The organism is Actinomadura sp. NTSP31 (assembly GCF_041951385.1).
Classification (GTDB): domain Bacteria; phylum Actinomycetota; class Actinomycetes; order Streptosporangiales; family Streptosporangiaceae; genus Spirillospora; species Spirillospora napierensis.
In genome coordinates, this window is sequence record NZ_JBGNUT010000016.1 from 24,106 (window position 1) to 49,646 (window position 25,541).

Below are 25,541 nucleotides of genomic sequence, written 5' to 3' on the forward strand. Positions count from 1 at the left end.
TTGAGCCGGTCCGCCCGTTCCGCCGCCTCGTCCGCCGCGCGTGCGGCCGCCCGTGCCGCCGCCGCGTCCGCCGCCTCGGACTTCCCGCTGGCCGGCGTGCCCGCGGGCCTCGCCGAGCCGCTGCGGCCGCACCTGGAGGCGGCGGCGGCCGAGATGGTCGGCGAGATCCAGGGGCTCGTCCCCGAGTACGCGCGGCCGCCGGAGAGCCGCTACGGGCGCCGGATGCGGTGGGCCGTCGAGCAGAGCGTCCGGCAGTTCGTGGACGCCATCGGCCGGCCCGACATCGACTGGGGGACGGTCACCGGGATCTTCGAGGGGATCGGCGCCCACGAGGCGCGCAACGGCCGCAGCCTGGACGGGCTGCAGACCGCGATCCGGGTCAGCGGGCAGGTCGCCTGCCGCCGGTTCATCAAGGACGCGCGGCGGCTCGGCTGGTCGCTGGAGACCCTCGGCAAGATCACCGAGTCGCTGTTCGTGTTCCTGGAGCGGATCGCCGGCGCGGCCGGGCAGGGGTACGCGCGGGCGCAGGGCGAGCTGGCGGGCGAGCGGGAGCGGTTCCGCCGGCGGCTGCGCGACCTGCTGGTGATGGACCCGCCGGCCAGCGACGAGGCGGTCGGGGAGCTGGCGCGGGCGGCGGGCTGGCAGGTGCCGCGGACCCTCGCGGTGGTCGCGTTCCGCCTCGATCCCGGGCAGGCCGCCCCGGTGCTGCCGCCGGGGTTCCTCGCCGACTGGGACGCCGCCGACCCGTACGTGATCTGCCCCGACCCGGACGGCCCCGGCCAGGACCGGCTGCCGGCGGCGATCACCGGGACGCGCGCGGCGGCGATCGGGCCGACCGTCCCGCCGGCGCGGGCCGCGCTGTCGCTGCGCTGGGCCCGGCGGGCGCTCGCGCTGATCGAGCGCGGCGTGCTGCCCGGCAAGGAGCCGCTGCGCTGCCTGGACCATCTGCCGAGCCTGGTCGCGGCGCAGAGCGAGGAGCTGCTGGACGTGGCGTTGGGCGCCCGGCTCGGGCCGCTGATGGACCTCGCTCCGCACCGCCGGGACGCGCTGTCGCGGACGCTGCTGACGTACATGGAGTGCCGCGACAACGCGGTGGCGGCGTCGGAGCGGCTCCTCGTGCACGAGCAGACCGTCCGGTACCGGATACGGCGGCTGGAGGAGAGCCTCGGCGGCATCATGCTGGACCCGGACCGCCGCATCGAGCTGCTGCTCCTGCTGCACCACCTGGTCCGCCTCGACTCCGGGGACCGGCGCCTGTCGCCCGCCTGACTGGACGGCGCGAGACGGGACGGCGGCGGCGACCGGTGAGCAGGTCGCCGCCGCCGTCCCGGGGCGGGGGTCGTGGGCCGCGTCGAAGGCGGGGCCGAGGGCGGGTCAGCCGTTCGGGCAGGTGTCGAGGTATTTCGCGATGTTGGCGTCCGCCTTCGGCGCCGGGCAGAGGAACTGGTCGTAGCGGGTGTCATTGTCGACGAACCGCTTCATCCACGCGATGGAGTACTTCGCGATGGTGGTGTTCGGCGAGACGAAGGTCATGTGGCCGGCGTTCTTCAGCAGCAGGTACGCCTTTTCCGGGGCCGTCTTGACGTTGTTGTAGTACGACTCGGCCATCGACGAGGCGGGCGCGATGAAGTCGTTGTCCGCGCCCATGATCAGCGTCGGGGTCGCGATGTTCGGGAAGTTGTAGTTGGTGTCCCACGGCGCGAGCGGGATGTCGGCCTTGAGCGAGGGCCGCTTGTTGGCGGCCTCCAGCGTCCCGCCGCCGCCCATGGAATGGCCCATCACGGCGGTGCGGCTCGTGTCGATGCGGTTCTTGACGCTGCTCTTGCCGGTCAGCCAGTCCAGGCCGGCGAGGAGCTGTTCGCCGCGCGCGGCGGGGACGTCGACGAGGCTGTTGGTCTCCAGGGTCATGACGACGAAGCCCTGCGAGGCCAGGCGCGGTCCGTACCAGGAGATCCACGCCTCCGGGGAGACGAAGCCGGGCGAGACGACGATCGCGCCGAACGTCCCCTGGCCGAGGTCGGTGGGCGCGTAGATGGTGCCCTTGTTGAAGCCGGTGCCGCTGCCCGCCGGAACGGGGATCGTCTCGATGGCGAACGGGCCCTTCTCCGCGGTGATGCTCGCCTCGGTCGGCGCGGGGCCGCGCTGATACGGATTGTCGGCGACCCTTATCGTGCTCGCCGGTTTCGTCGCGGGGGCCGCGCCGGCGGCCGGTGCCAGGGCCGCACCGGCGGCGAGCACGGCGGCGACGGGGAGGAGCCGGAACGAATTGGCGACATGCCTGTTCATGGGGGCGTGCCCTTCACTAGCGGAACCGCGACGGGTGGGTTATCGCGGGTGCCAGAATTGTGGGCCGCGCGGGCGTCCGCCGCTGCTTGTGCGGCGACGCCTTATGCCCGGCGCGCTTATAGCGAAGTTACAAAAGCGGCGGAGCCGCGGAGCCGGGCCGAGGACTACGGAGAGGGGCCACTCCCCCCAGAGTGACCCCTCTCCCCCCGTTCCGCGGGCCGGCCCGAACGCGCACTGGGGACGGCCGCTCCCCCCGAAGCGGCTTCGGCGCGGGGCGCCCGGCGGATGAGAAGACGGTAGCGAGCCGTTCACCGGCCGATCGAGGCTTCAACCGGCCGCGTCGATGAACGGTGCACTGTGTGCGACGAACGGAACACTCTCCGCGTCCGCACACCCTACCTTCCGCGCGCGCGGACGACCGGTGCGGGCGGTCGGTTCGCGACGCGGGTCCAGGTGTAAGCGAGGTGTAATCCGGTGGTCCTAGCGTTGCCGCCGTGGAGATCCACCGCACCGGGACGGTACGTCCGCCCGGGTCGGGGGACGGGCCGCACAGGGGTCGGTCCGTCGCACGCGGCGGTGGTCACCACAGCAGGTGCGCGACCGACCCGGCCTCGGTGGGGACGCCGAGCGCCTCGAAGATCTCCAGCGCCTCGCGGCGGGGGTCGGCCGGGGCGGCGCCGTCCTCGCCGCCGCCGGGGCCGGCCACGTCGAGGAGGGCGCCGAGCAGGAACAGGCACTTGGCGCGCCACAGCGGCACCGACACCTCGGTGGCCAGCTTCAGGGCGCGTTCCAGCAGCCGCCTCGCCGCCGGGAGGTCGCCGCGGTCCCAGTACAGGTCCGCCAGGACGTACAGGATGCGCGCCCGCATCAGCGGGTCCGCGCGCTCCTCGGCGAGGCTCAGCGCCAGCCGCAGCGACCGCTCGGCCTCCTCCGGGCGGCCGAGCGCGAAGCTCGTGCAGCCGAGGCCGTGCGCGGCGTACATGCCGACGAGCCGGCTGCCCGCCGCGGTGCCCGCCTCGTCGATGTGCTCGAACAGCGGCCTGGCCTCGCCGGGCCGGCCGAGCGCGAGCAGGGCCTGCCCGATCCAGTACACGGCCTGCAGCTCGACGCTGGTGTAGCGGGCGCGGCGCGCCAGGTCGCGGGCCGTGGTGAGGACGCCGACCGCGTCGTGGGCGGCGCCGCGCTCGTACTGGGAGCAGCCGATCACGAGCACGGCGTGGGACTCGCCCGCGACGTCGCCGACCCGCCGGAACAGCTCGCGGGCCCGCCGCCCGTCGGCCTCGGCGTCGCCGAACCGGCCCGTCATCCGGTGCACGGTGGCGAGCTGGCGGAGCGCGAGCGCGGTGCCGTGCGGGTTCCCGGTCTCCTCGAACAGCCGCAGCGCGGCGCGGACGGACCGCAGCGCCCGGTCGTAGTCGCGGCGTGCGCACGCCAGCTCGGTGGCGCGCTCCAGCAGCGCCGCCTCGCCGCGCAGGTCGCCGGCCGCCCGCACGCCCGGCAGCGCGTCCCCGATGACCTGCTGCCAGTCATCGGTGTAGTGCGCGGGCTGGAACAGGATCGCCGAGCGGACGGCGAGCTCCCAGGCCAGCCCGTCCTCGCCGAGCCGGGCGGCCTGCCGGACCGCGGAGGTGAGCCCGAACCGCTCGGCCTCGAACCAGTCGGGGGCGCGCGCCAGCGTGCGCTCCACGACCGCCTCGTCCAGCGGGTACCGGACGGCCCGACCCGGGGCGAGCGCGTCGCCGCCGCCGGTAACCAGCTCGACGACCCGGTCGGTGAGCGCCAGCAGCCCGCCGAAGGCGCGGCGCAGCGCGGCGGCGCGCTCGTCCGGGCCGTCCTCGTCGCGGCACAGCTCGCGGGCGTGGTCGCGGACGAGGTCGTGGAACCGGTAGCGGACGGCGCCGGGCACGGCGGGGTGCGCCTTCGTGTCGAGGAGCCGCGCGTCCAGCAGCTGCGCGTCGACCAGCGTCTCCAGCAGCTCGCCGACCTCGCCGGGCGGGCGGTCCAGCAGCGCCGCCGCGGTGCAGCAGGCGACGTCCGGGGCGTCGAGGAGGCCGAGGAGCCGGTACAGCCGCCGCGCGTCCGGGCCGAGGCCCTGGTAGCTGAGGTGCAGGGTGGTGCGGACGCTGAGGCCGCGCTGCGTCAGCTCGTCCAGCCGGCCCTGCTCGCGCATCCGGCGGACGAAGCCGGCGATGCTCCAGTGCGCCTTGGCGGCGAGCCGGGCGCCGGCGACCCGCAGCGCCAGCGGCAGGTGCCCGCACATGCGGGCGAGCGTCGCGGCGGCCTCCGGCTCGGCGGCGACCCGGTCCGGGCCTGCGATGTGCGCGAGCAGGCCGACGGCCTGCGCGGGGGTCAGCACGTCCAGCTCGATGAGCCGCGCGCCGGGCAGCGCGGTGAGCCGGGTCCGGCTGGTGACGACGGCGCGGGACAGCCGGCCGCCGGGCAGCAGCGGCTCGACCTGCGTCTCGTCGGCGGCGTTGTCGAGCACGACGAGGATGCGCCGGTCGGCGAGGATGCTGCGGTACAGCGCGGCGCGCTCGCCGGGGCTCTCCGGGACGGCGGCGGCGTTCACGCCGAGGGCGCGCAGGAACCGGCCGAGCACCTCGGCGGGGTCGGCGGGGTCGCGCTCGGCCCCCCGCAGGTCGACGAAGAGCTGGCCGTCGGGGAAGGCGCCGCGGAGGCGGTGCGCGATGTGCACGGCGAGGGTCGTCTTGCCGATGCCGCCCATCCCGGCGACGGCCGACACCGAGACGGGCGCGTCGCCGTCGCCGCCGTCCGACAGCAGCGCGAGCATGCTGCCGATCTGGTCGCCGCGCCCGGTGAAATCGGGCACGGCGGGCGGGAGCTGGCTCGGCCGCTGCGGGCGGACGCGGTCGCCCTCGGCCGGCCGGCCCGGGGGACGGCCGCGGCCCGGCCCGTCCGCGGGCGGTCCGGAGGCGGCGGGGCCGGTCTCCTGCCGCAGCACGCGCAGGTGGACGTCGCGCAGCTCGGCTCCGGGGTCGACGCCGAGCTGGTCGAGCAGCCGGGCCCGCGCCTCCTCGTAGGCCTCCAGCGCCTCGGCCTGCCGCCCGCACGAGGCGAGCACCTCGATCCGCACGGCGAGCAGCTGCTCGTCCAGCGGATGGTCGCGCACCAGCGGGTTCAGGTGCGGGAGGGCGCGCTCGGGCGCGCCGGCGGCGAGCACCGTCCGGGCGTGCTCCATCGCGGCCTCGACCCGCTCGCGTTCCAGCCGCTCGACGGCGGCCTGGTCGACGGAGTCGGGCGAGACGTCCTCCAGCGCCCGGCCGCGCCACAGCCCGAGCGCCCGTTCCAGCGCGCCGGCGCGCCGGCCGGCGGGCGGCATCGCCGCGTCGGCGACCGCGCGGCGGAACACCGCCGCGTCGATCTCGGCGCCGGGCAGTTCCAGCGCGTACCCGTTGGTGGTGCGGACGACCTCGGCGCCCGGCCCGGCGGTCTCGGCCAGCCAGCGGCGCAGCCGGTACACCGCGACGGCGAGCGTCGAGTCGGAGATGACGGACTCGCGGGTGCCCCACAGCAGCGACTTCAGCGTGTCGTCGCCGAGGCCGGCCGGCCCGGCGAGGCCGGCGAGGGCGAGCGCGCCGAGCAGCGCGCGGGCGATGCCGGAGGCGGGCAGCGCGAGCCGGCCGGCGCGCTCCACGCCGACCCGCCCGAGCACGACGATCCGGACGTGCTCGCGCTCCTGTTCCGGCCCGCGCTCGGTGCGCATGCCCGTCACTTCCGACGTCGCCTCCCGTGCAATGTGGACCCCACCATTTGATCAAAGCGGGGGCCGGTGCGGAGAGTGCATTTTTGCACGGTCGTGCGAAAACGCACCGGGCGTCATCGCGGTCCACCGGCTCCCCATTAACGGCCTGATGGAAAAGCCGGTTTTCATCTCTCCCTTATCCCGGCGGCGCGTCGCCGGGAGAGATGGGACAGGATGGAGGCGAGGTCGAAGGGAGATCGGATGGCGGGGCGAGTACGGCCGATCACGCTGGTCGGGACGCCGGTCCTGCACCAGGCGTGCCGGCCGGTGGAGGAGTTCGACGCGGCGCTGGCGGAGCTCGCCGACGACATGTTCGCCAGCATGTACGCGGCGGAAGGCGTCGGCCTGGCCGCCAACCAGATCGGCGTCGACCTGCGGATCTTCGTCTACGACTGCCCGGACGAGGACGACGAGCGGCATAAGGGGACGGTCGTCAACCCGGTGCTGGAGCTGCCCGGCCTGGCGGACCGGCGGCTCGACGACAGCGAGGAGGGCTGCCTGTCGGTGCCGGGCCCGCACGCCCGCGTCGCCCGTCCCGACCGTGCGGCCGTCCACGGGTTCGACGTCAAGGGCGCCCCGATCACGGTCGAGGGGACGGGCCTGCTGGCGCGCTGCCTCCAGCACGAGACCGACCACCTCGAAGGCAAGGTCTACATCGACCGCCTCTCGGCCCGCGCGCGCAAGAAGGTCCTCAAGGAGATGGAAGAACTGCGGGCCGCCGCCGACGCCGAATAGGTCACGGCGTCCAGACGGGCAGGTTCAGCGCCGACGGATGGCCGGCGCCGCGCAGCACCTCGATGCGGACGCGGCGGGACGCGACGGCCCGTCCGGCGGGTTCGCCGCGCCCGTGGTTGCGGGCGAAGCGCGGGAACGCGCCGCCCGCGAGCATGACGCGCAGCCGGTGCCCGCGCCGGAACCGGTAGCCGGTGGGGTGCATCTCGATCTCCGCCCGGACGGTCTCGCCCGGCGCGGCGGCGATGCGGAGCATGCCGTCGGTGACGTTGCGGGAGGCGCCGTCCGGGCCGACGTCGCAGAGCCGGACGAACAGGTCGGCGTGCCCGGTGTCCGTCCGGACGTGGAACGTCGCCGACACGGGGCCGATGAGGTCGAGGTCGCGGTCGAGGCGGGCCCCGGTCAGGACGGCGACGTCGCCGCGCGCCTCGATCCGGCCGTTGCCGCGCTGCCCGCCCCGGCCGGGCGCGAGCAGCGGCCCGCCCGTGGACGGCGTCGGGTCGAGCGGGTCGTAGGTGAACGCGGCGGGGTCCACGGGCTGTGACGGCTCGTCCCACGTCAGGCCCTGGGTGAGGTACAGCGGTGCCGGCGCGGTCTCCGGCGGCGGCCACTGTTGGAAGTCGAGCCAGCGGTCCGCCTTCTGCAGGTACAGCCGGACGGGCGCGCGCCGCAGCTCCGCCGCGTCGCCGTTGAGGTGAGCGTTCAGCCACGACACCTGGTCGGCGAGGACGGCCCGCAGCGCCTTGGCGTCGTGTCCCCACGGCCCGATGGTGATGCGGACCTGGCGTCCGGCGTCGTGCAGGGCAGTGAAGTCGCGGAGCTGGCCGCGCAGGAACAGGTCCCACCAGCCCGTCACCATGCTGGCGGGCGACGTCGTTGCGGCGACTCTGTCGCTGTGGTCGGTCTCCCGCCAGAACTCGATGTTCTCGACGTTCCCGGCGACCTCGCGTAGGAACGGCTCGGCTCGTCCTATCGCGGCCATGTCGGCTTCCCCGACAGGAAGGTGCCGCATAGCGGCCCTTACGCGGCGGTTGTGGAGCGGGTGCTTCCTGTCGTCGCGCGTCCCCATCAGCGACGACCACACCAGCGTGTTGTGCAGAGCCAGCGCACCGCCCGGATAGAACGAGCTGACGAATTCGGACGCGGTGATGCCGAGCCCCATCGCCTCCAGGGGAGGGTCCGCGTACGGCGCCATCGCCCATTGCGTGTAGCCGAGATAGCTGGCGCCGACCGTCGCGACCCGTCCGTCGCACCACGGCTGGGTACGCACCCACTTCAGCGTCGCGAGCCCGTCCTCGCGCTCGTCGTGGAAGGCATGGAACTCGCCGCCCGACCCGTGTACGCCGCGTACGTTCTGTACGACGACCTGGAAGCCGCGCCTGGCGAGCACCCCGGCGAACAGCCGCACGATGCCCTGCCGCTTGCCGTACGGCGTCCGGATGAGCACGGCGGGCAGCGGGCCGGCGCCGCGCGGACGGTACAGGTCCGCGACCAGCGTCGTGCCGTCCGGCATGGGGATCCGCAGGTCGCGGGCCATGCCGATGTCCGTGGTCACGGCATCGGGGAGCCCGAGGAACCGGTCGATCAGCCGTTCCGCCATGGCCATGCGCAACCTCCGCGTACGTGGGACTCCACCGTCCCACGCCCGGACGGATCAGAGCGCCGCGAGCCGTTCGTACTCCTCAAGGACGCGCGCGAACTCCCCCGTCGGCATCTCGCAGGCGTGCCCGTCCAACCAGAGGTGTTCGAGCCGGACAGTTCGGACATCGAGCTTGAGATGGCAGGCGTTCCCGGTGTGCTCCCATCCGGGACGCGCCGCGCGGACGACGTCGAGGTGGTGCCGGTGGCATTGCACGTCGTGCAAGAGGAACGCCGTCAGGACGTGCGGTGCGCCGCTCACCGCACGGGCGGTCCCGGCCGCGCGCGAGGCCGCCGCCTCCAGGTCGGCACCGGACTCGGACAGCTCCGGGAAGAACACCCGGACGTGCTGCAGGACCCTCTCGACCTGCACCGGTTCGCACGGCAGCCGCCGCACCTCCTCCGGGTCGACGTAGCCGTGCACGGGCACGCCCGAGACGAACGACGCCCACGCGCCGGGGACGGACGCCAGGAAACGGGCCCGGACCAGCGCGTCCCGCAGGTCCGCCACCAGCCGGTCCGCGTCGATGCCGCGCGGCATGAACGTCTTGGTGCCGCCGCGCAGCCGGCCGCCCGCCTCGTCCAGCACGGCGAGGTCGGCCCAGCACGCGCCGGACCCGGTGCCGAGGACGCCGTGCGGGAGGCAGGCGTCGGGATGCGGGGTGAGGCCGGCGACGTCCTCCAGCGTGGCGCGCGGCGTCCGGATGAGCGCCCAGCCGCGGGTCCGCCGGGACGAGCCGCCGAGCGCGAGCGCGGCCGCGACGGGCTCGCGGCGCTCCTCCCGGGCCGGCTGGAGGCTGTCCGTGCGCGCCTGCCGGAAAGCGGCGACGACCTGCCGGAACGTCTCGCCGTCCAGGCACAGGTAGGCGCCGCCCTCGCCCTCGATGGTCGCGACGCCGTCGGCGACGTCGACCCGGAACACCCGTCCCGGCCACGCGACGGCCGCACCGGGACGGCCCAGTTCGGCGAGCATCCAGTCGAGGCCGAGGACGAACTCGGCGTCGTCGAGCAGCCCGGCCAGCGGCTCGTTGCCCGGCGCCGGGACGCACGCGATCCGGCCGGGGCCCTCGATCCGGAACGCGACCGGAAGCTCCCGGTCGGGCGTGAAGCGCGCCGTGCCCGCCTGGAGCACGCCCGCCAGCATCTGCCGGTGCCGCACCGCGCCGACCTGCTCCAGGTACTCCTCCAGGCAGCGCAGCAGCACGGCGGGGTCGAGGTCGCAGGACGACCAGCCGCCGACGTCCCGCAGGTGCACGACCGCCCCGTCGAAGTCGAGCCGGTGGAAGCGGTACAGCTCCTGCCAGGGCCGGTGCTCGTCGCGTTCGGCCAGCCCGGCGCTGAGCCGGCCCTTGGCGCGGATGATCGCGGCGACGTCCTCGCCCAGGTCGTTGAGCAGGAAGTCGCGCAGCGGGGCGTGCGCGGGGTCGGTCTCGACCGCCACGCGCACGCCGTCGCCGCGGATCCGCACCGGGAGCGCCATCGCCATTCGCGTGATTATGCCGATAAGCGAAGATCATCACCGGTATGGCGGAATGTTCGATCCCGAAACGGGACCATGCGGTGCCTAGAGCGGCTCGTCCGCCATGTACGGCGGGGCCGGTTCGTACTGGATGTGATGGCGCACCGCGCGCGCGTGGTCGCGCCCGTGGATGCGCCCGACCAGCCACAGCGCCATGTCGATTCCGGCCGACACCCCTTGGCTCGTGACCAGATCGCCGTCCACGACGTAGCGGGCGTCCCGTACGACGGTCACGTCACCGCGCGCCTCCAGTTCGTCCTCGTGCGCCCAGTGCGTCGCCACCCTGCGCCCCTTGGCCGGGCCCGCCGCGTGCAGCAGGATCGAGCCGGTGCACACGCTCGCCACCCAGTCGGCCCGTTCGGCGGTCTTCGCTATCCAGCCCGTCACCGCCGCGTTGTGGATCTGCGTCACGCGTGCGCCGCGCCCACCCGGCACCAGCAGGACGTCCAGGTCGGGATGGTCGTCCAAGGTGTGGTCCGGGACGACCCTCATGCCCTTAGCGCAGCGGACGGGTTCCGCGCGCTCCGCCACCAGGACGGCTTTGTCGTCCTGCTCGCGCAGCATGGCCGACACCGTGAACACCTCCCACGGCCCCGCGAAGTCCAGCTCCTCGGCCTCCTCGAACACCAGCAGCCCATAGGTCGTCATGCGTACTCCCTCGTTCCTCTGAATCTGTCCCGGTAGTCCGACGGCGCGACGCCCACCTGCCGGTGGAACGCCCGCCGCAGCGTCTCCCCCGTCCCGAACCCGAGCCGCCGCGCCAGCGTCTCGACCGGCTCGTCCCCCTCCGCCAGCGCCCGCCGCGCCGCCTCGATCCGCACCCGCTCCACGTACGCCGACGGCGGCATCCCCATCTCCGCGGTGAACCGGCGCTGCAGGTGCCGCGGGCTCAGCCCCGAGCATCCGGCCAGGTCGGCGATGCTGTGCCGGGCGCCCGGATCGGTCTGGACGGCCGTCACCGCCACCCGGATCGGGTCCGACGCCGGCTGCGCCGACCACAGCGGCACGCTGAACTGCGACTGGCTGCCCGGCCGCCGCAGGAACATCACCAGCTCCCGCGCCACCGCGTGCGCGACCTCGCGGCCGTGGTCGTCCTCGACGAGCGCGAGCGCGAGGTCCATGCCCGCGGTGACGCCCGCCGACGTCCAGACGCACCCGTCCCGGACGAAGATCGGGTCGCAGTCGACGCGCAGCGCCGGATACTCGGCCCTGAGCTGCGCCTCCCGCCCCCAGTGGCTGGTGACGCGCCGCCCGTCGAGCAGCCCCGCCTCGGCGAGCAGGATCACCCCGCTGCACACCGCCGCCGCCCGCCGCGCGCCCCGCGCGGCCTCGGTGACCCACCCGACCAGCGCCGGATCGTCCCGCGCCCGGTCGACGCCGGTTCCCCCGACGACCAGCACCGTGTCGAACCCGTCCGGCGGCAGGCCGCCGATCCCGTGGGAGGCGACCACGGGCAGCCCGCTGCTGGCCACCACCGGACCCGGCTCCGGCGCCACGACCAGGCATTCGTACCGCCCGGTCGCCTGCAGGACCTCGTAAGGCCCGGTCAGGTCCAGCCCCTGGAACCCGTCGTAGATCACGAACGCGACGCGCATGCCTCCAGGCTGGCGCCGGCGACGTCATGGCGTCAACGACACGTGCCCCACAGAACGCGCCACGGCGAATCCGGCCGGAAAAAAGGTTGACACCGGGGCCGCGTCCGCTAATATTTCGATCATGAAGCTTTGATACTTCACGGTCGAGCCGCCCTGCCAATGCCGGGCCCGCTCCCATTCTCTCCGCCGAAGGCGTCACCCCGAGAACACTCCCACTGGCGCACGCGCACTCGCGTGACCAGCGTTTTCGCCATGCCTCCGGCCTTTTCTCACCCTTTCACGGCTGCCGTACGACCATGCCCGGAGGTGCTTTTCCTTGCGCGCTGACAACCATGCCCAAAACCCGTTCCCGGCCAAGAAGAAGGGCAGGAACAAGAAGGCCGACTTCAAGTCGGCGGCGTTCGCGAACAACCGCCGCAACGCCCGTCAGATGCCCACCCGCCAGCTCAACCGCGGCCGCTGACGGCGCCCCGGCCCCGGACCCACGCGTCCGGGGCCGGGAACTCCGCCCACACCACGGTCCGCGTCCCGTCCGGCCGGAATCCCCACCGCGCGGCGAGGCCCTGCACGATCCGCATGCCCCGGCCCGTCTCCGCGCCGGGATCGTCCTTCACGTACGGCCGCGCGCCCGACGCCCCGTCGTCGGTCACCTCCACCCGCACCGCCCCGGACCCGGCCGCCACGGCCACCGTCACCCGCCCGCCCTCCAGGCCCGACGCCGTGTGCGTCACCGCGTTCGCGACCGTCTCGCTGACCGCCATCACCACGTCGTCCAGGCCCGGCAGGTCCGCCAGCAGGTCCCGGACGAAGCCCCGCGCCAGCCCTACCGACCTGCCCGTCCCCGGCAGCGTGACCGCGCCGAGAACGGTGAGCCCCTCCCGGTCCACGCCACCGAGCACGTCCTCGACGCCCACGCAGACGGCTCCCTCCGCTCCGGAAAGTAGTCCGTCATCACCGCAGTACGTACGCGCCCACGCCCGGCGTTCACCGTCGCCGCCGGACCGGCCGGAATCAGCCGCTCCACTTCCGGCCGGTGAGACGTTCGTAGACCTCGATGTAGCGGGCGCGGGTGGCGTCGACGACGTCCTGCGGGATCGCCGGGCCGGGCGGGGTGCGGTCCCAGTCCAGGGTGCTGCTCCAGTCGCGGACGTACTGCTTGTCGTAGGACCGCTGCGGACGGCCGGGCTCCCACTCGTCCGCGGGCCAGAACCGGGACGAGTCGGACGTCAGCACCTCGTCGGCCAGGACGAGCGTGCCGTCGGCGGCCCGGCCGAACTCCAGCTTCGTGTCCGCGATGATGATGCCGCGCTCGGCCGCGATGGCGGCGCCGCGCTTGTAGACCTCCAGCGTGACGTCCTTCAGCCGCGCGGCGGTGTCGGCGCCGATCTCGGCGACGACGTCGTCATAGGTGATGAACTCGTCGTGCCCCTCGGTCGCCTTCGTCGTCGGTGTGAAGATCGGCTCGGGCAGCCTCGACGCCTCGACCAGGCCGTCCGGCAGCGCGATCCCGGAGACCGTGCCGCCCTTCTCGTACTCCTTCAGGCCGAGCCCGGCGAGGTAGCCGCGCGCGATCCACTCCACGGGCAGCATCGTCAGCCGCCTGCAGCGGATCGCCCGGCCGGCCCATTCGTCCGGCACCTGCGTCGCGGAGACCACGTGGTTCGGCACGATGCCGGCGAGCTGCTCGAACCACCACAGCGACAGCTGGGTCAGGATCTTCCCCTTGTCCGGGACCAGCGTCGGCAGGACGACGTCGTACACGCTCACCCGGTCGGACGCGACGAGGATCAGGTCGTCCCCGTCCGCGTAGACGTCCCGGACCTTCCCCGAGTGCAGCAGCTCCACGCCGTCCCCCTCAACTCCCACTCACCCGCGAACTTCGCTCCCCCAATGATCCCAGGAGCACCGCGCGGGCCCGCCGCCCGGGTGCGCCCGCCCAGGAGTCGGGCGCTCGGAACGGTTACGCGGCGGGGGCGCCGCCGACGAAGGTCCGTTCCTGCGGAGAGGCCACGAGCTCCACCATGGTGCCGGCGCGGAATTCCTCGCCGAGGACACCGGTGACCGCGTCGGTGAGGGCGGCGCCGAGGCGGGAGGTGATCTCGGCGGCGTCGGGGCGGTCGAAGGCGGCGGCGCGGACGCCGAGGACCAGCGAGGCACCGGTGTCCACGGCCTTGCCGCCCTGCGCGAAGCGGCCCGCGGGGACGCCCGCCAGGCGGATGCCCACCAGGTCGCGGGCCCATTCGCCGTAGACGCCGACGATCGCTTCGGTCAGGGCGGTGATGAGCCCGGATTCCTTGCCCGCCAGCTCGTCCTCTGGAAGGTGGGCGGTCAGATGCGGCACAGTGGTCCCCGTTCGCTTTGACTATAAAGGCTTTGAATTCAAAGGTACTTGGGGAAGGCGCCGATGTCCACGGAATCCGGCGGTCCGGCCGTCGACGAGGCCGTCCGCACCCTGCTGCTGCTCATGCCGCGGCTCGTCGGCCGGGCCAAGCGCCTGCCCGTCCCCCCGGCGCTCCAGGGCCTGGACCTGGCGCCGCGCCATCTCGCGCTGCTGGCCCACCTGGAGTACGACGGCCCGGCCGGCGTCAACGAACTCGCCGCCCGGCTGGAGGTCGCCCCGACGACCGTCAGCCTCATGGTGAGCGAGCTGGCGCGCCCCGGCGTCCTGGAGCGCACCGCCGACCCCGCCGACCGCCGCCGCCGCATCGTCGCCATCGCCCCCGCCTACACCGGGCCGATCGGCGAATGGCTCTCCGGCAGCGCCTCCGCCTGGGAGCGCGTCATGCGCGACCTCGCCCCCGGCGAACGCGCCACCGTCATCACCGCGCTACGCGCCTACGAGGCCGCCTTGGAACAGAGCGCCGACCGGCACCAGGACCCGAAGCCGGAGTAGCGGGCCCGCGACACCCGCGCGGCCCGCCCCCGCGGCGAGTGACCGCGGGCTCCATCGGGATGCCGCGTCAGAGACGCGCGGGGGCGAGGGCGGCGGTGAACCGGTCGATGTGGTCCGCGAGGTCGCCGGGGGCCTCCAGCGGTGACAGGTGGCCGGTGCCCTCGATGACCGTCATACGGGCGCCGGGGATGACGGGCAGGAGATCGGCCTCCAGCGAGGCGGGCGGGTCGACCCGGTCGTGCCGGCCGGCCAGGACGTGGACCGGCACCTCGATGGCCCCGGCGGCGGCCGTGATGTCCTCGGTGACGCCGTGCCGCGGCCAGGCGAGCCGGGCGTCGTCGCCCGCGGCGAGGCTGTCGGCGATCACCTGTTCGCGCAGGTCGGCGGGCAGCGGCCGGTGGGTCAGCACGTGCTGGAGCGCGTCGCCGACCGTCGCGCGGCTGTCGTAGGCGTGCGACAGCGCGTCCGCCGCCCGCGCGTCCACGGCCGGCCGGGGCGGGGCGGGGGCGACGAGGACGAGCCCGGCCAGGCCGTCCGGACGCCGCGACGCGACCAGCTGGGCGACCTTCCCGCCCATCGAGTGCCCGACGAGCACGTACCGGCCGAGGCCGAGCCCGCGGACCACCTCCAGCACGTCGTCGGCGAGCCGCCCGATCCCGTACGGCCCGGGGAGGCCGCGGGCCGCTCCCCAGCCCCGGTGGTCGTAGGACACGACGGCGCATCCGGACGCGAGGCGGTCGATCACCGGCGCGAAGGTGCGGTGCGAGCCGCCCCAGTAGTGCAGGAACACCAGCGCGGTCGGCTCGCCGTCCCGCACCCACACGGGCAGCGATCCGCCCGACACGCTGACCTGGCGCATGTCCATCTCGTTCATCAGAAGTCCCCTTTCATCTCCTTCGACGCTAGGGGCCGGACACCGCGCCGACCAGGTAAGCTCCGGCCTGCTCATGGTGAAAAACGGACAGCAGACCGCCATCCGCACGCTGCACTACCAGGACGAGGGTGCGCCGGACGGCGGCGTGGAGGTGACCACGTTCGCGCGGCTGCGGGCCATGCCCGCAGGCAGCACGTCTCCTCCGGTACAGCGGGCGGATTTCCACGTGCTCGCGATCGTCAGCGCGGGGCACGGCAGCGTGACGGTGGATTTCGTCCGCCACAGCGTCGAGCCCGGCACGATCGTCTGGATCCGTCCCGGCCGCGTGCACCGCTGGGACGACATCGCCGAAGTGGACGGAACGCTCGTGCTCTTCCGCCCCGAATCCGTGCCGCACGGCTCGCCGGGGGCCGATCCCCTCGGCCCGGTCAGCTGGCGGCAGCCCGGACGTCCGGCACTGGTCCGCCTCGCCGCCGACCATCTGCGCCGCGAGTACGACGCGGCCCTCGTCCACCGGATCCCCGGCGGCACGGCGATACTGCACGCACTGCTGGAAGTCCTCTTGCTGCGCGCCAGCGACTGCGCACCTCCGCCGCCCGCCGGGCGGGAGGCCTTCACCGCCTACGCCGCCGCCGTCGAGGCGCATTTCGCGGTCTCACGGGAGGTCGCCTGGTACGCCCACCGGCTGGGCTACGCTCCGCGCACCCTCACCCGGGCGACGCGGGAGGCGACCGGCCGCAGCGCCAAGCAGTTCATCGACGACCGGGTGGTGCTGGAGGCCAAGCGGCTGCTCGCCCACACCCCCGTCACGGTCGCCGAATGCGCCCGGCGGACGGGATTCGACGACCCGGCGAACTTCTCCAAGTTCTTCCGCGCCCGCACCGGCCTCACGCCCGGCGCCTTCGCGGCCCGAGCCCGAACGCCGTCAGCACCCTGACCTCCGGACCGGTCAGCAGCAGATCCCCTGGGCCGTGGCCCGGCCGAAGTCGCCCTCGGCGAACGCCTTCGCCGGGATCGTGAAGTACAGCGTTCCGGCGTCGCCCCAGCCCCAGTCGAGTTCCTCGTCCTCCGCGAGCTGGAGCAGGTGGACGTCGGGACGTCCGTCGGCGTCGCGCTCGGTCACCGGAACCGTGTACGAGGTGTCGGGCCAGCCGAACGCGCAGTGCGCGCCCGCGGTGTTCGAGTCGAACTCCTCCATTCGCGCCATGAGAAGGGACGTCGCCCCCCAGTGCTCGTCCTCGTCGTACTCCAGGTCGCCGTTCTCGACGTCCCAGATGTCCGGAAGCATCGTCGCCTCGGCGGCGCGGACGGGGGTGGCAGGGAAGTGCCGGGCCGGTGCCGGCGCCGCCGTCTCGACCGCGCGTGCCGGGTCGGCGGCGATCACGAGGCCCGTTCCGTGCGCGAAGTCCAGTTTCGAGTACTCCTCGTACGGCACGTCCGGATCGAAATAGAAGAAGTTGAGCAGGCCCGGACGAACCGGCAGCTCGGCTCCGAGCCAGGGGGCCAACGCGTCGGTGTCGAGCACCGCGTACAGGGAGTACGGATAGCCGCCGGATTCGGGCCAGGGCATGCCGGGGTCGAGCAGGGCGGGTCCGCCGAGCCGGCACCGGCCGGTGGCCCGGCCGCCATCGGCCGGACGCTCCAGGCGGAAACCGCGCCGGGCCATGCCCGCGAACTGCCGGCCCGCCGTCTCCCCGAGCCGCTCGATGCACACCCGGAGCATGGTGTCGAAGTCGTCGAACTTCACGGCTCGGAATCCTCTCATCGGGCTCGGACAGTGCCGCGATCAGACGGGAGGCCGCTCGATGCCGGGGGTCCGCAGCGGCGGTTCCAGAAACCGGACGCAGAGCATGACCACGGTGAAGCCGAGAACGCCGAAGGCCGCCAGGCGGGGAAGCAACACCAGGCCGGTGGGCTCGGCTCCCGGGAAGACCTGGGCGAGCGCGCCGACGACGGCGGGCGCGGCGACGATCGCCAGCAGCGCGCAGGCGCGGCGGCGGGCGCGGGTCGCCGCCAGCGCGGCGGTGGTCAGCACGACGGCCGCGAGCAGGGTGGCCGGCCTGACCGCGACCCACGTCCGGTCGTTCACGACCCATTCCTCCAGGACGTGTCCGGAACGGCGGCGGGCCAGGTCGCCGTACAGCAGGGAGAACACCGGGTAGGACTGGAGCGCGACGAGCGCCGCGACCATGGCCGCCGCTCCGGCGACCCGGCGGCGGCCGAGGAGGCGGGCACCGTGGCGCGGGCCGGGCGAGGCGAGGAGCGAGGCCGTGGCGAGGAGCGCCACCGGAAGCGAGGCGCCCGCGAAGTCCCTGCCGAGGTAGGCCCACGCCTGGTCCTGGAGGACCGTTCCGTAGACCGCGAACGCGAGCTGGGCGGCGGTGACCGCGCAGGCGCCGACGGCGGCGGGACGGCGCAGGCCGCGCCAGGCGAGCGCCGCGATGACCGTCCAGGCGAGCCAGTACGGTCCGGTTCCGAAGAAGTACATCAGCCCGTACACCCTCATGGAACCGTGGTGCGCGGTGGCGAGCGCAGCCAGATCCGGGGCGTTGACGGCGAGCCGCGCCGCGCCGCCGACGAGCAGAAGCGTGGCGAGGAAGCCGGTGATGGCGAGGGCGTCCGGCCAGGGTGACGCGCCGGTGCCGGCGATCGCGCGGCGAAGGCGGATCCGGCCGGCGCCGAGCAGCAGGTCGACCGCGTCCGCCGGCGCCGGACGGGTCTGGCCGGGACGCGCGGCCGACAGCAGGACGTCCAGCATCTCCTCCCCGTGCACCTCCCGGTGGTCGGCGGGGTAGCAGGCCAGCAGCCGGCGGTAGCGGTCCTCCAGCGCGCTCAACGCAGCCCCCTCGCGCCGAGGCCGGCGAAGGCCGGGGCGGTGCCGCCGCCCGGCAGCCGAAGGGCGGACAGGCGGCGGGCGGCGACCTCGGTGCGGCGGCGCAGCGCGTCGACCTCGGCGGCGAGGGCGGCGGCGCCGTCTTCGGTGAGCCGGTAGTAGCGGCGCAGCCGGCCGTCCACGACCTCTTCGCGGTCGGCGGCGATCAGCCCTTCGGCATGGAGCCGGTCGAGCGCGGCGTAGAGGGTGCCGGCGCGCATCCGGGTGCGGCCCGCGGAGATGCGCTCGACGTCGGCGACGATCCCGTAGCCGTGCTGCGCGCCGTCGGCGAGCGCGGTGAGGATCAGGAAGGTCGGTTCCTGCATCGGCTTGCTCATGCCGTCTTTATATATCGATGATCTGACTATGCACAAGGCCGGCGGCCGCATGCCGGGTCCCGTGGTCAGACGGCGAACAGGAGGGCGGCGCTGATGAGCACGACGACGGCGGTGGCGAAGTGGATGCCGAACGCGGCCGCCTTCGTGCCGCCGTTGCGCAGCACGACGACGGTGTCCCCGAGCGGGACGAGGGCGACGAGCAGCATGAACCACGCTTCGGCGTGGGCGCCGGCGAACGCGAGCAGGGCCAGGCCGATCAGGCCGTACGCGCCGTCGCGCAGGCCCTTGACCGTCAGGTAGGCGGGGTCGCCGTCGGCCTTGGCGGGGACGCCGTAGGCGGCCGCGGCCGGGCGGGGCACGACGAGGAAGCGGCAGCCGATGAACAGGATCATCAGGTCGAGCAGGACGGCGAGGCCGTAGGCGGTGGGGGCGAGCATCGTCGACTCCTTGCTAGCAGTGCTAGGAACAAGAACGACAGTAGCATAGCGATGATTTGGAAACTAGCGCCGCTAGAATCCCGATCGCGCCGATCATGGACGGGCGGTCGCGGCTCGGGTCGCCGGCCCGTATCGGCCGTCGCCTACTCTTGGTATCTGGACATGTACCGTTCGTGACGATCCGGCTCGGGGGACGGCTGTGACGCAGGAGTGGGGCGAGCGCGCCCGCTACTGGCACAACCGGCTGCTGGTGTCCGTCCGGGGGCGCGCGACGGTCATCTCCGTCGGGGTCACGGCCCTGTTCCTGACGGTCACCCTCGTGCTCGGCATGCTCCTCCTCCGCGACTGGCTCGAGAACCGGGTCGCGCGCAGCACCGAGAGCACCGCCGAGCACATCACCTTCGACTTCCTGCGGCGCGGGGGCCAAGCGATGCTCACGACCGGGTCCATCCCGACCCGGCCGGGCGACGCGCCGCTGGCGCAGATCGTGAGCACCGACAGCCGCACGGTCCTGGCGGCCAGCGCCGACGCACGGGGCATGCCGCCGCTCGGGTACATCCGCAGCACGTCGGGGAAGCTCGTCATCGACGAGAAGAGCTGCCCGGACTTCATCCCCGGCTGCGCCTGGGTGTTCGGGATGCGGGCGCGGACGGCGCCGGGCGGCCAGGACGTGATCATCGTCGCGGCCACCCCGCTCCCCGGGCTGCTCAGCGTGTGGGCGCTGCCGCTGACGCTGTCGCTCGTCCTGCTGGCGCTGCTGTCGCTCGTCGCGTGGTGGACGTGGCACACGATCGGGCGGGCGTTCACCCCGATCGAACGGATCCGCCGGGAGCTCGCGGACCTCGACGCGCGGGACCTGGACCAGCGGGTGTTCGTGCCGCAGACGCACGGGGAGATCCAGGGGCTCGCCGAGACGGTCAACCGGACGCTGGAGCGGCTGGAGGAGGCGACGGACCGGGAGCGCCGGTTCATCTCCGACGCCTCGCACGACCTGCGCAACCCGATCGCCGGGCTGCAGATGCAGCTGGAGCTGGCGCTCGAGGAGGTGGACGGGGAGGCGCGGCCGATGATCCGCTCGGCGCTGCGCGACACCGAGCGGCTCAACGACATCGTCATCGACCTGCTGGAGCTGTCCCGGCTGGACGCGCGGGCGCCGCAGCCGGTGGAGCCCGTCGACCTCGCCGACCTGGCCCGCCGGGAGGCCGAGCGGCGCACCGACGGCGCGCGGATCACCACCCGGCTGGAGCCGGGCGTCGTCGTCCGCGCGAACCGGGTGCGGATGGTGCGGGTGCTGGGCAACCTGCTGAACAACGCCAAGCGGCACGCCGAGTCGAGCATCGAGGTCACGGTCCGCCGGGACGGCGGCATGGCGCTGCTCCAGGTCCTGGACGACGGCCACGGCATCCCGCCGGACCAGCGGGAACGGGTCTTCGAGCGGTTCGCCCGGCTGACCGAGTCGCGCGAGCGCGACCCGCAGGGGACGGGTCTCGGGCTGCCCATCGCCCGCGAGATCGCCGAGATCTACGGCGGCTCCCTCACCATCGCCGACAGCGCCAAGGGCGCGTGCTTCGTCATGCGCCTCCCGCTCGCCGAGGACGGCGGATCACATTGATGACGCCGGCCAGGCCGTCGCCGCCGTGGCCGGCGTCCACCGCGCGCCGGAACAGGTCCCGCAGGGCCAGCGGCCCGGCGGTGTCGATGCCCGCTTCGCGGCCCGCCTCGACGACATGGTCCGCGCCCACCGCCTGCATGCGGAGGCTGTTGGCGCCGCCCGGGAAGGTGCCGGCGTCGATCTCCTCGGTGAGGATGCGGAGGAAGCCCATCGGGCCGTCGCCGGTGAGGCTCTCCAGCAGCGACGACGCCAGCGGACGGAACTGCTGCGCGGACACACCGGCGCTGCCGAGCAACGCGACCGAGTGCATGTACGCGGTGAGCGTGGACCAGAACAGGTACAGCTGCGCCTGGTAGTAGAGCATCGCCAGGCCCGGGTCCGTACCGACGAACGCGACGTCGCCCAGTCCGGCGAGGGTCGCGCGGTGGCGGTCCAGCACGGCCTCCGGGCCGCTGTAGAAGACGTACGCGCCGGGCTGCCCGATGCCGGGCGGGGGCACCATCACACCGCCCGTCAACAGGTCGGCCCCTCGCTCGCCGGCCCATCCGGCGGCGCGGCGCAGTTCGTCCGGGCTGCCGGAGCTGAGGTTCACCAGGACGCGGCCCTTGACGTCCGCGTCGCCGATGGAGTCGTACATGGCGGGGTAGTCGGTCTGGCTGATGACGACCAGTTCCGCTGCGGCGAGCGCGTCGGAGACCGTGGCGGCGAGCACCGCGCCCTGCTCGACCAATGCGGCCGCCTTGGACGGCGTGCGGTTCCACACCGTGGTCGGGTGCCCATTGGCGAGGAACGTCCGCGCCATGGTCGCACCCATGGGGCCTAGGCCGATGACGGTGACCGGGGATTTCATGTGCTCCTCCTAGAAAGCGTGTTGTACGGCCTTCACGGTGGCTTCGCGCGCTACGGAACGGCTGCGGGTCCGTCCGTAGCGGTGGTTACGCTGGCGGCGTGCGCTTCGGGGTGTTGGGTCCTCTCGCGGTATGGACGTCCGGCGGGACGCCGGTGCGGGTGCCCGAGGTCAAGGTGAGGACGCTGCTGGCGGCGTTGCTCACGGAGCCGGGGCGGGCCGTTCCGGTGGACCGGCTGGTCGACGCGCTGTGGGGCGACCGGCCGCCCCGCAACCCGGTGGGAACGCTCCAGGCCCGTGTCTCGCAATTGCGGAGGGTGCTGGAGGGGGCCGAACCCGGCGGCCGGGGCCTGGTCGTCTCCCGTCCGCCCGGCTACACGCTCGACGTGCCCGGAGGCGCCGTGGACGCGGGCGAGTTCGCGGCCCTGCTCGTCCGGGCGGGGCAGGCCGCCGACCCGGTCGCCAAGGCGCACCTCCTCGGCTCCGCGCTGGCGCTGTGGCGGGGCCCGGCGTTCGCCGGGTTTACCGACGCCCCGTTCGCCGAGGCAGTGGCCGCGGGCCTGGAGGAGCGCCGGTTGAACGCGCTCGAGGAGCACGCAGAGACGCGCCTCGACCTCGGCGAGCACGCGGCGGTCGCGGCGGATCTGGCCGCGCCGGTCGCGCTGCACCCGCTCAGGGAGCGGCTGCGCGCGGTGCACCTGCGCGCCCTGTACCGGTCCGGGCGGCAGGGCGAGGCGCTGGCCGGCTACCACGACCTGCGCGAACGCCTGGCCGACGAGCTCGGCGTCGATCCCGGCCCGGAGCTGACCGAGCTGTACCTGTCGATGCTCGAACAGGACCCGTCCGAGGCCGAGCGTCCGCGCACGGCTCCCCGGCTGCCCGCCGCGCTCGGCGAGCTGATCGGGCGCGAGCGGGAGGTCGAGCGGGCCCGCGCGCTGCTGGCCGCGCACCGCCTGGTGACCCTCACCGGGACCGGAGGCGTCGGGAAGACGCGGCTGGCGCTGGAGGCGGCAGCCCGTTCGGCCGCCGTCCATCCCGACGGCGTCTGGTTCGTCGAGCTGGCGGCGGGACGGCCGGCGACGGCGGCCGAGGCGGCCCGGCAGGTCGGGCACGTCCTCGGCCTGCGCGACGAGGCCGCGCCGGACGCCGCCGCCGCGGCCGGGCGGCAGGCGGCGGACCCGGTGGAGCGGGTCGGCGAGGCGCTGCGCGGCCGGCGGGCGCTGCTGGTCGCCGACAACTGCGAGCACGTGGTCGAGCAGGTCGCCGAGCTGGCCGGGCGGCTGCTCGCCGCGGCCCCGGGCCTGCGGATCCTCGCGACCTCGCGCGAGCCGCTGGGCCTGCCCGGCGAGCGGCTGATGGTCGTCCCGCCGCTGGACCTGCCCGGACCGTCCACGGCCTCGGACGCGCCGGCGGAGTCCGGCGCGGTCCGGCTGTTCGCGGCGCGCGCCGCGGCGGCGGACCCGGGGTTCGCGCTGGACGAGGCGTCCGCGCCGTGGGTCGCGTCGATCTGCCGGCGGCTGGACGGCGTCCCGCTCGCGCTGGAGCTGGCGGCGACGCGCGTGCGGGCGTTCGGGGTGCGGGAGCTGGCGGCGCGGCTGGACGACCGGTTCGGCGTGCTGGCGGGCGGCCGGCGCGGCGGCCCGGCGCGGCAGCGGACGCTGCGCGCGGTGATCGACTGGAGCTGGGAGCTGCTCGGCGAGGACGAGCGGGCCGTGCTGCGGCGCCTCGCCGTCCACGCGGGCGGCTGCACGCTCGCAGCCGCCGAGGAGGTGTGCGGCGCCGATGCCGGTGTCCTGGCGCGGCTCGTCGACCGCTCCCTCGTCGTGCGGACGCGGGACGGCCGCTACCGCCTGCTGGAGTCGGTCGCCGCGTACGGGCTGGACCGGCTGCGCGAGGCCGGCGAGGAGGCCGGCCTGCGGCGGCTCCACGTCCGGTACTACACCGGCTTGGCGCGGGAGGCGGCCGGCCGGTTGCGCGGGCCCGAGCAGCACGAATGGCTGGAGCGGCTCGACCAGGAGGGCGCCAACTTGACCGCCGCTCTCGGCGAGGGCGGTGGCCTGCCGCTGGTGAACGCGCTGGGCTGGTACTGGTACCTGCGCGGGCGGTTCGGTGAGGCGCGGTCCGCTTTCAAGGAAGCGCTGGCGGATTCCGATCCCGCGGCGCCCGGACGCGTAGAGGCCGAGACGTGGCTCGCGGGTTTCACCATGCTGTCCGGCGAGACCACCGATTCCGAGCGCCTGCGCGTTAGCGCCCTTGAACGCTACGAGGATCAGGACACCTTCGCCTATGCGCGAGCCGAGTGGTTCCTCAGCCACGTCCACTGGGCCTATGGCGACATCGCCGCGAACCAGGCCCGTGTGGAGCACGCCCTCACCGTGTTCCGCGCGCGCGCCGATTCCTGGTACACGGCAGCCGCGCTGGCGACCCGCGCCAAGTTCGCCGTCGTGCACGGCGGCCTGGAATCCATGAGGCGCGACGGCGCCGAGAGCATGGACCTCTTCACCGCGCTGGGCGACGCGTGGGGACGGCTCGAGGCGACCGACGCGCTCAGCCGCCACGCCGAGGTCACCGGCGACTACGCGACGGCCGCCGGCCACCACCGCGCCGGCCTCCGGCTCGCCGAGGACCTCGGGATGTGGCCCGAGGTGGCGTTCCGCACCGCCGGGCTCGGCCGCCTCGCGCTGCTGACCGGCGCCCTCGACGAGGCCCGGGACCTGCACGAGCGGGCGCTGCGGACCGCCACCCGGCAGGCCGCGCGGTCCGCCGAGGAATTCGCCGAGGCCGGCCTCGGCCTGGTGGCCCGGGCGCGCGGCGACCTCGGCGCCGCCGAACGGCACCTGCGCGCCTCCCTCGGCTGGCTGCACGGGATCGGCGGGACGGCCGGGATCGCGTTCCTGCACGTCCAGCTCGGCTACATCGCGGAACTGCGCGGGGACGCCGAGGCCGCGCGCGCCCTGCACCTCGACGGTCTCGCCGGCGCGCGCGCCACCGGCGACCGGCGCGCCGTCGCGCTCGCGCTCGAAGGGCTGGCGGGGGCGCAGGCGCTCGCGGGCGAGCACGCGGCGGCGGCCCGGCTGCTCGGCGAGGCGGCTGCGCTCCGCGCGGCGGCCGGGGCGCCGCTGCCGGCCGCCGAGCGCGGCGACGTGGACCGCGCCGCCGGGAGGATCACGGCGGCGATCGGCGTTGCCCTGTTCGAGAGCGAATTCGAGCACGGCCGGCGGGCCGGGCGTACGGAGGGGACACCATGAGCGAGGACCTCGGGTTCGGCTGGCAGAGCGAGTTGCTCGACCTGCCCGCCTACCTGAAGCGGATCGGCTACGACGGCGAACCGCGGCCGGACGCCGCGACCTTGCGGGCGCTGCACCGGGCGCACGTCACGGCCATCCCGTTCGAGAACCTGGAGATCATCCTCGGCCGGCCGATCACGCTGGACCTGGCGACCGTGCAGGGCAAGCTCGTCGACCGGCCGCGCGGCGGGTACTGCTTCGAGCACAACCGGCTGTTCGCGGCGGTGCTGGAGAAGATCGGCTTCGAGGTCGTCGCGCTGACCGGCCGGGTGTCCATGGGCGCGGCGAAGCTGCTCCCGGCCACGCACGCGCTGCTGCACGTCCGCACGCCCGGGCAGCCTGCGGAGGAGCCCGCGCTGCTGTGCGACGTCGGGTTCGGCGCCGGGCCGCTGGAGCCGCTGGAGATCCCCGGCGATCAGGAGGCCGACCAGGACGGCTGGGGTTTCCGGCTCCGCCCCGGGCGCGTCACCACCGCGTGGCAGCCGAACACGCACCTGTGGGAGATGCACCAGCGCGGCCCGGACGGCTGGATCCAGCGGCACACCTTCGCCCTGGACGAGGCGTTCCGCATCGACTTCGACGTGCTGAACCACTACGTCTCCACCAGCCCGCGCTCGCCGTTCACGGCCCGTCCCTATGTCCAGCGGTTCTCCCCGGAGGCGCTGCACGTGCTGGACGGGACGACGCTGACCACGAGGCGTCCGTCCGGCGAGTCGAGCGAGCGGGCGCTCGCGCCCGAGCAGGTGCCGGGCACGCTGGCCGAGGTGTTCGGGATCGTCCTGGACGGCGACGACCCGGCGCGGCTGGTGCAGGCGCTGGACGGATCTAATCTAGACGTGTAATATCCA

The 25,541-nt window shown here is 74.3% G+C and carries 23 protein-coding genes; 8 read left to right on the forward strand and 15 right to left on the reverse strand.

The window, feature by feature from the left end; translation table 11 throughout:
- On the forward strand, nucleotides 1–1,269 hold the full coding sequence (locus ACA514_RS26010) for a PucR family transcriptional regulator (protein ID WP_375043843.1): 1,269 nt from the start codon (nucleotides 1–3) through the stop codon (nucleotides 1,267–1,269).
- Between the two features lie 105 nt (nucleotides 1,270–1,374).
- Here ACA514_RS26010 and ACA514_RS26015 read toward each other — a convergent pair whose 3' ends face one another.
- Nucleotides 1,375–2,286, reverse strand: coding sequence for a dienelactone hydrolase family protein (locus tag ACA514_RS26015; protein ID WP_375043844.1), 912 nt, complete (start codon nucleotides 2,284–2,286; stop codon nucleotides 1,375–1,377).
- A 580-nt stretch (nucleotides 2,287–2,866) separates the two neighbouring features.
- Entirely contained in the window at nucleotides 2,867–6,010 is a 3,144-nt protein-coding gene (locus ACA514_RS26020) for a BTAD domain-containing putative transcriptional regulator (protein WP_375043845.1), read from the reverse strand.
- 240 nt (nucleotides 6,011–6,250) lie between these two features.
- Between ACA514_RS26020 and def the strand changes: the two genes are divergently transcribed.
- Nucleotides 6,251–6,784, forward strand: a complete 534-nt coding sequence (gene def, locus ACA514_RS26025; protein WP_375043846.1) for a peptide deformylase — start codon at nucleotides 6,251–6,253, stop codon at nucleotides 6,782–6,784.
- A gap of 1 nt (nucleotide 6,785) precedes the next feature.
- Here the strand turns inward: def and ACA514_RS26030 are convergent, their stop codons facing one another.
- From ACA514_RS26030 to ACA514_RS26045, 4 genes are all read right to left on the reverse strand, one after another.
- The gene (locus tag ACA514_RS26030) at nucleotides 6,786–8,387 is read right to left on the reverse strand and encodes a CocE/NonD family hydrolase (protein ID WP_375043847.1); all 1,602 of its coding nucleotides are present in this window, start codon (nucleotides 8,385–8,387) and stop codon (nucleotides 6,786–6,788) included.
- Between the two features lie 48 nt (nucleotides 8,388–8,435).
- Nucleotides 8,436–9,905, reverse strand: a complete 1,470-nt coding sequence (locus ACA514_RS26035; RefSeq protein ID WP_375043848.1) for a hypothetical protein — start codon at nucleotides 9,903–9,905, stop codon at nucleotides 8,436–8,438.
- 78 nt (nucleotides 9,906–9,983) lie between these two features.
- Complete coding sequence (locus tag ACA514_RS26040; RefSeq protein WP_375043849.1) at nucleotides 9,984–10,586, reverse strand: DJ-1/PfpI family protein; 603 nt, start codon at nucleotides 10,584–10,586, stop codon at nucleotides 9,984–9,986.
- Nucleotides 10,583–11,533 (reverse strand): GlxA family transcriptional regulator, encoded by a 951-nt coding sequence (locus ACA514_RS26045; protein WP_375043850.1) that lies wholly within the window; start codon nucleotides 11,531–11,533, stop codon nucleotides 10,583–10,585. Before ACA514_RS26045 ends, ACA514_RS26040 begins: the two co-directional genes overlap by 4 nt.
- A 316-nt stretch (nucleotides 11,534–11,849) precedes the next feature.
- Here ACA514_RS26045 and ACA514_RS26050 point away from each other — a divergent pair, with 316 nt between their 5' ends.
- Nucleotides 11,850–11,996: a hypothetical protein gene (locus tag ACA514_RS26050; protein ID WP_375043851.1), complete on the forward strand. Its 147-nt coding sequence runs from the start codon at nucleotides 11,850–11,852 to the stop codon at nucleotides 11,994–11,996.
- Here ACA514_RS26050 and ACA514_RS26055 read toward each other — a convergent pair.
- The 3 genes from ACA514_RS26055 to ACA514_RS26065 all read right to left on the reverse strand — a co-directional run bounded on the left by ACA514_RS26055 (nucleotide 11,980) and on the right by ACA514_RS26065 (nucleotide 13,874).
- Nucleotides 11,980–12,447, reverse strand: a complete 468-nt coding sequence (locus ACA514_RS26055) for an ATP-binding protein (protein ID WP_375043852.1) — start codon at nucleotides 12,445–12,447, stop codon at nucleotides 11,980–11,982. The genes ACA514_RS26050 and ACA514_RS26055 overlap by 17 nt on opposite strands.
- Nucleotides 12,448–12,544: 97 nt before the next feature.
- On the reverse strand, nucleotides 12,545–13,378 hold the full coding sequence (locus ACA514_RS26060) for a phosphoribosylaminoimidazolesuccinocarboxamide synthase (protein WP_375043853.1): 834 nt from the start codon (nucleotides 13,376–13,378) through the stop codon (nucleotides 12,545–12,547).
- Between the two features lie 115 nt (nucleotides 13,379–13,493).
- Nucleotides 13,494–13,874 (reverse strand): hypothetical protein, encoded by a 381-nt coding sequence (locus ACA514_RS26065; protein ID WP_375043854.1) that lies wholly within the window; start codon nucleotides 13,872–13,874, stop codon nucleotides 13,494–13,496.
- A 63-nt stretch (nucleotides 13,875–13,937) separates the two neighbouring features.
- Here ACA514_RS26065 and ACA514_RS26070 point away from each other — a divergent pair, with 63 nt between their 5' ends.
- Nucleotides 13,938–14,426, forward strand: a complete 489-nt coding sequence (locus tag ACA514_RS26070) for a MarR family winged helix-turn-helix transcriptional regulator (RefSeq protein WP_375043855.1) — start codon at nucleotides 13,938–13,940, stop codon at nucleotides 14,424–14,426.
- Nucleotides 14,427–14,493: 67 nt separating this feature from the next.
- Here the strand turns inward: ACA514_RS26070 and ACA514_RS26075 are convergent, their stop codons facing one another.
- Nucleotides 14,494–15,300, reverse strand: coding sequence for an alpha/beta fold hydrolase (locus ACA514_RS26075; RefSeq protein ID WP_375043856.1), 807 nt, complete (start codon nucleotides 15,298–15,300; stop codon nucleotides 14,494–14,496).
- A gap of 73 nt (nucleotides 15,301–15,373) precedes the next feature.
- Here ACA514_RS26075 and ACA514_RS26080 point away from each other — a divergent pair, with 73 nt between their 5' ends.
- The gene (locus ACA514_RS26080) at nucleotides 15,374–16,237 is read left to right on the forward strand and encodes a helix-turn-helix domain-containing protein (RefSeq protein WP_375043857.1); all 864 of its coding nucleotides are present in this window, start codon (nucleotides 15,374–15,376) and stop codon (nucleotides 16,235–16,237) included.
- Nucleotides 16,238–16,249: 12 nt separating this feature from the next.
- Here ACA514_RS26080 and ACA514_RS26085 read toward each other — a convergent pair whose 3' ends face one another.
- The 4 genes from ACA514_RS26085 to ACA514_RS26100 all read right to left on the reverse strand — a co-directional run bounded on the left by ACA514_RS26085 (nucleotide 16,250) and on the right by ACA514_RS26100 (nucleotide 18,947).
- The gene (locus ACA514_RS26085) at nucleotides 16,250–17,047 is read right to left on the reverse strand and encodes a DUF1963 domain-containing protein (RefSeq protein ID WP_375043858.1); all 798 of its coding nucleotides are present in this window, start codon (nucleotides 17,045–17,047) and stop codon (nucleotides 16,250–16,252) included.
- A 39-nt stretch (nucleotides 17,048–17,086) separates the two neighbouring features.
- Nucleotides 17,087–18,136, reverse strand: coding sequence for a hypothetical protein (locus ACA514_RS26090; protein ID WP_375043859.1), 1,050 nt, complete (start codon nucleotides 18,134–18,136; stop codon nucleotides 17,087–17,089).
- Complete coding sequence (locus tag ACA514_RS26095; protein WP_375043860.1) at nucleotides 18,133–18,510, reverse strand: PadR family transcriptional regulator; 378 nt, start codon at nucleotides 18,508–18,510, stop codon at nucleotides 18,133–18,135. The genes ACA514_RS26090 and ACA514_RS26095 overlap by 4 nt, the downstream gene beginning before the upstream one ends.
- Before the next feature lie 65 nt (nucleotides 18,511–18,575).
- A complete protein-coding gene (locus ACA514_RS26100) occupies nucleotides 18,576–18,947 on the reverse strand; it encodes a DUF4267 domain-containing protein (RefSeq protein WP_375043861.1) in 372 nt (123 codons plus the stop codon).
- Between the two features lie 199 nt (nucleotides 18,948–19,146).
- On the opposite strand from ACA514_RS26100, the gene ACA514_RS26105 reads away from it, so the two are divergent.
- Nucleotides 19,147–20,559 (forward strand): sensor histidine kinase, encoded by a 1,413-nt coding sequence (locus tag ACA514_RS26105; RefSeq protein ID WP_375043862.1) that lies wholly within the window; start codon nucleotides 19,147–19,149, stop codon nucleotides 20,557–20,559.
- On the opposite strand, the gene ACA514_RS26110 is transcribed toward ACA514_RS26105, so the two are convergent.
- Nucleotides 20,519–21,409 carry an NAD(P)-dependent oxidoreductase gene (locus ACA514_RS26110; protein WP_375043863.1) on the reverse strand — a complete coding sequence of 297 codons (891 nt, stop codon included), beginning with the start codon at nucleotides 21,407–21,409 and terminating at the stop codon, nucleotides 20,519–20,521. The genes ACA514_RS26105 and ACA514_RS26110 overlap by 41 nt on opposite strands.
- A 98-nt stretch (nucleotides 21,410–21,507) precedes the next feature.
- Here ACA514_RS26110 and ACA514_RS26115 point away from each other — a divergent pair, with 98 nt between their 5' ends.
- Both ACA514_RS26115 and ACA514_RS26120 read left to right on the forward strand, forming a co-directional pair.
- Nucleotides 21,508–24,654 carry a BTAD domain-containing putative transcriptional regulator gene (locus tag ACA514_RS26115; protein ID WP_375043864.1) on the forward strand — a complete coding sequence of 1,049 codons (3,147 nt, stop codon included), beginning with the start codon at nucleotides 21,508–21,510 and terminating at the stop codon, nucleotides 24,652–24,654.
- Entirely contained in the window at nucleotides 24,651–25,535 is an 885-nt protein-coding gene (locus ACA514_RS26120; protein WP_375043865.1) for an arylamine N-acetyltransferase, read from the forward strand. The genes ACA514_RS26115 and ACA514_RS26120 overlap by 4 nt, the downstream gene beginning before the upstream one ends.
- Nucleotides 25,536–25,541 lie beyond the last annotated feature (6 nt).

Excerpts from the sequence above, each read along its gene's own strand:
- ACA514_RS26015 (WP_375043844.1), bottom strand. The coding sequence starts at position 2,286 with ATGAACAGGCATGTCGCCAATTCGTTCCGGCTCCTCCCCGTCGCCGCC.
- ACA514_RS26020 (WP_375043845.1), bottom strand. The coding sequence starts at position 6,010 with ATGCGCACCGAGCGCGGGCCGGAACAGGAGCGCGAGCACGTCCGGATC.
- def (WP_375043846.1), top strand. The coding sequence starts at position 6,251 with ATGGCGGGGCGAGTACGGCCGATCACGCTGGTCGGGACGCCGGTCCTG.
- ACA514_RS26030 (WP_375043847.1), bottom strand. The coding sequence starts at position 8,387 with ATGGCCATGGCGGAACGGCTGATCGACCGGTTCCTCGGGCTCCCCGAT.
- ACA514_RS26035 (WP_375043848.1), bottom strand. The coding sequence starts at position 9,905 with ATGGCGATGGCGCTCCCGGTGCGGATCCGCGGCGACGGCGTGCGCGTG.
- ACA514_RS26040 (WP_375043849.1), bottom strand. The coding sequence starts at position 10,586 with ATGACGACCTATGGGCTGCTGGTGTTCGAGGAGGCCGAGGAGCTGGAC.
- ACA514_RS26045 (WP_375043850.1), bottom strand. The coding sequence starts at position 11,533 with ATGCGCGTCGCGTTCGTGATCTACGACGGGTTCCAGGGGCTGGACCTG.
- ACA514_RS26070 (WP_375043855.1), top strand. The coding sequence starts at position 13,938 with ATGTCCACGGAATCCGGCGGTCCGGCCGTCGACGAGGCCGTCCGCACC.
- ACA514_RS26075 (WP_375043856.1), bottom strand. The coding sequence starts at position 15,300 with ATGAACGAGATGGACATGCGCCAGGTCAGCGTGTCGGGCGGATCGCTG.
- ACA514_RS26080 (WP_375043857.1), top strand. The coding sequence starts at position 15,374 with ATGGTGAAAAACGGACAGCAGACCGCCATCCGCACGCTGCACTACCAG.
- ACA514_RS26095 (WP_375043860.1), bottom strand. The coding sequence starts at position 18,510 with ATGAGCAAGCCGATGCAGGAACCGACCTTCCTGATCCTCACCGCGCTC.
- ACA514_RS26100 (WP_375043861.1), bottom strand. The coding sequence starts at position 18,947 with ATGCTCGCCCCCACCGCCTACGGCCTCGCCGTCCTGCTCGACCTGATG.
- ACA514_RS26110 (WP_375043863.1), bottom strand. The coding sequence starts at position 21,409 with ATGAAATCCCCGGTCACCGTCATCGGCCTAGGCCCCATGGGTGCGACC.
- ACA514_RS26120 (WP_375043865.1), top strand. The coding sequence starts at position 24,651 with ATGAGCGAGGACCTCGGGTTCGGCTGGCAGAGCGAGTTGCTCGACCTG.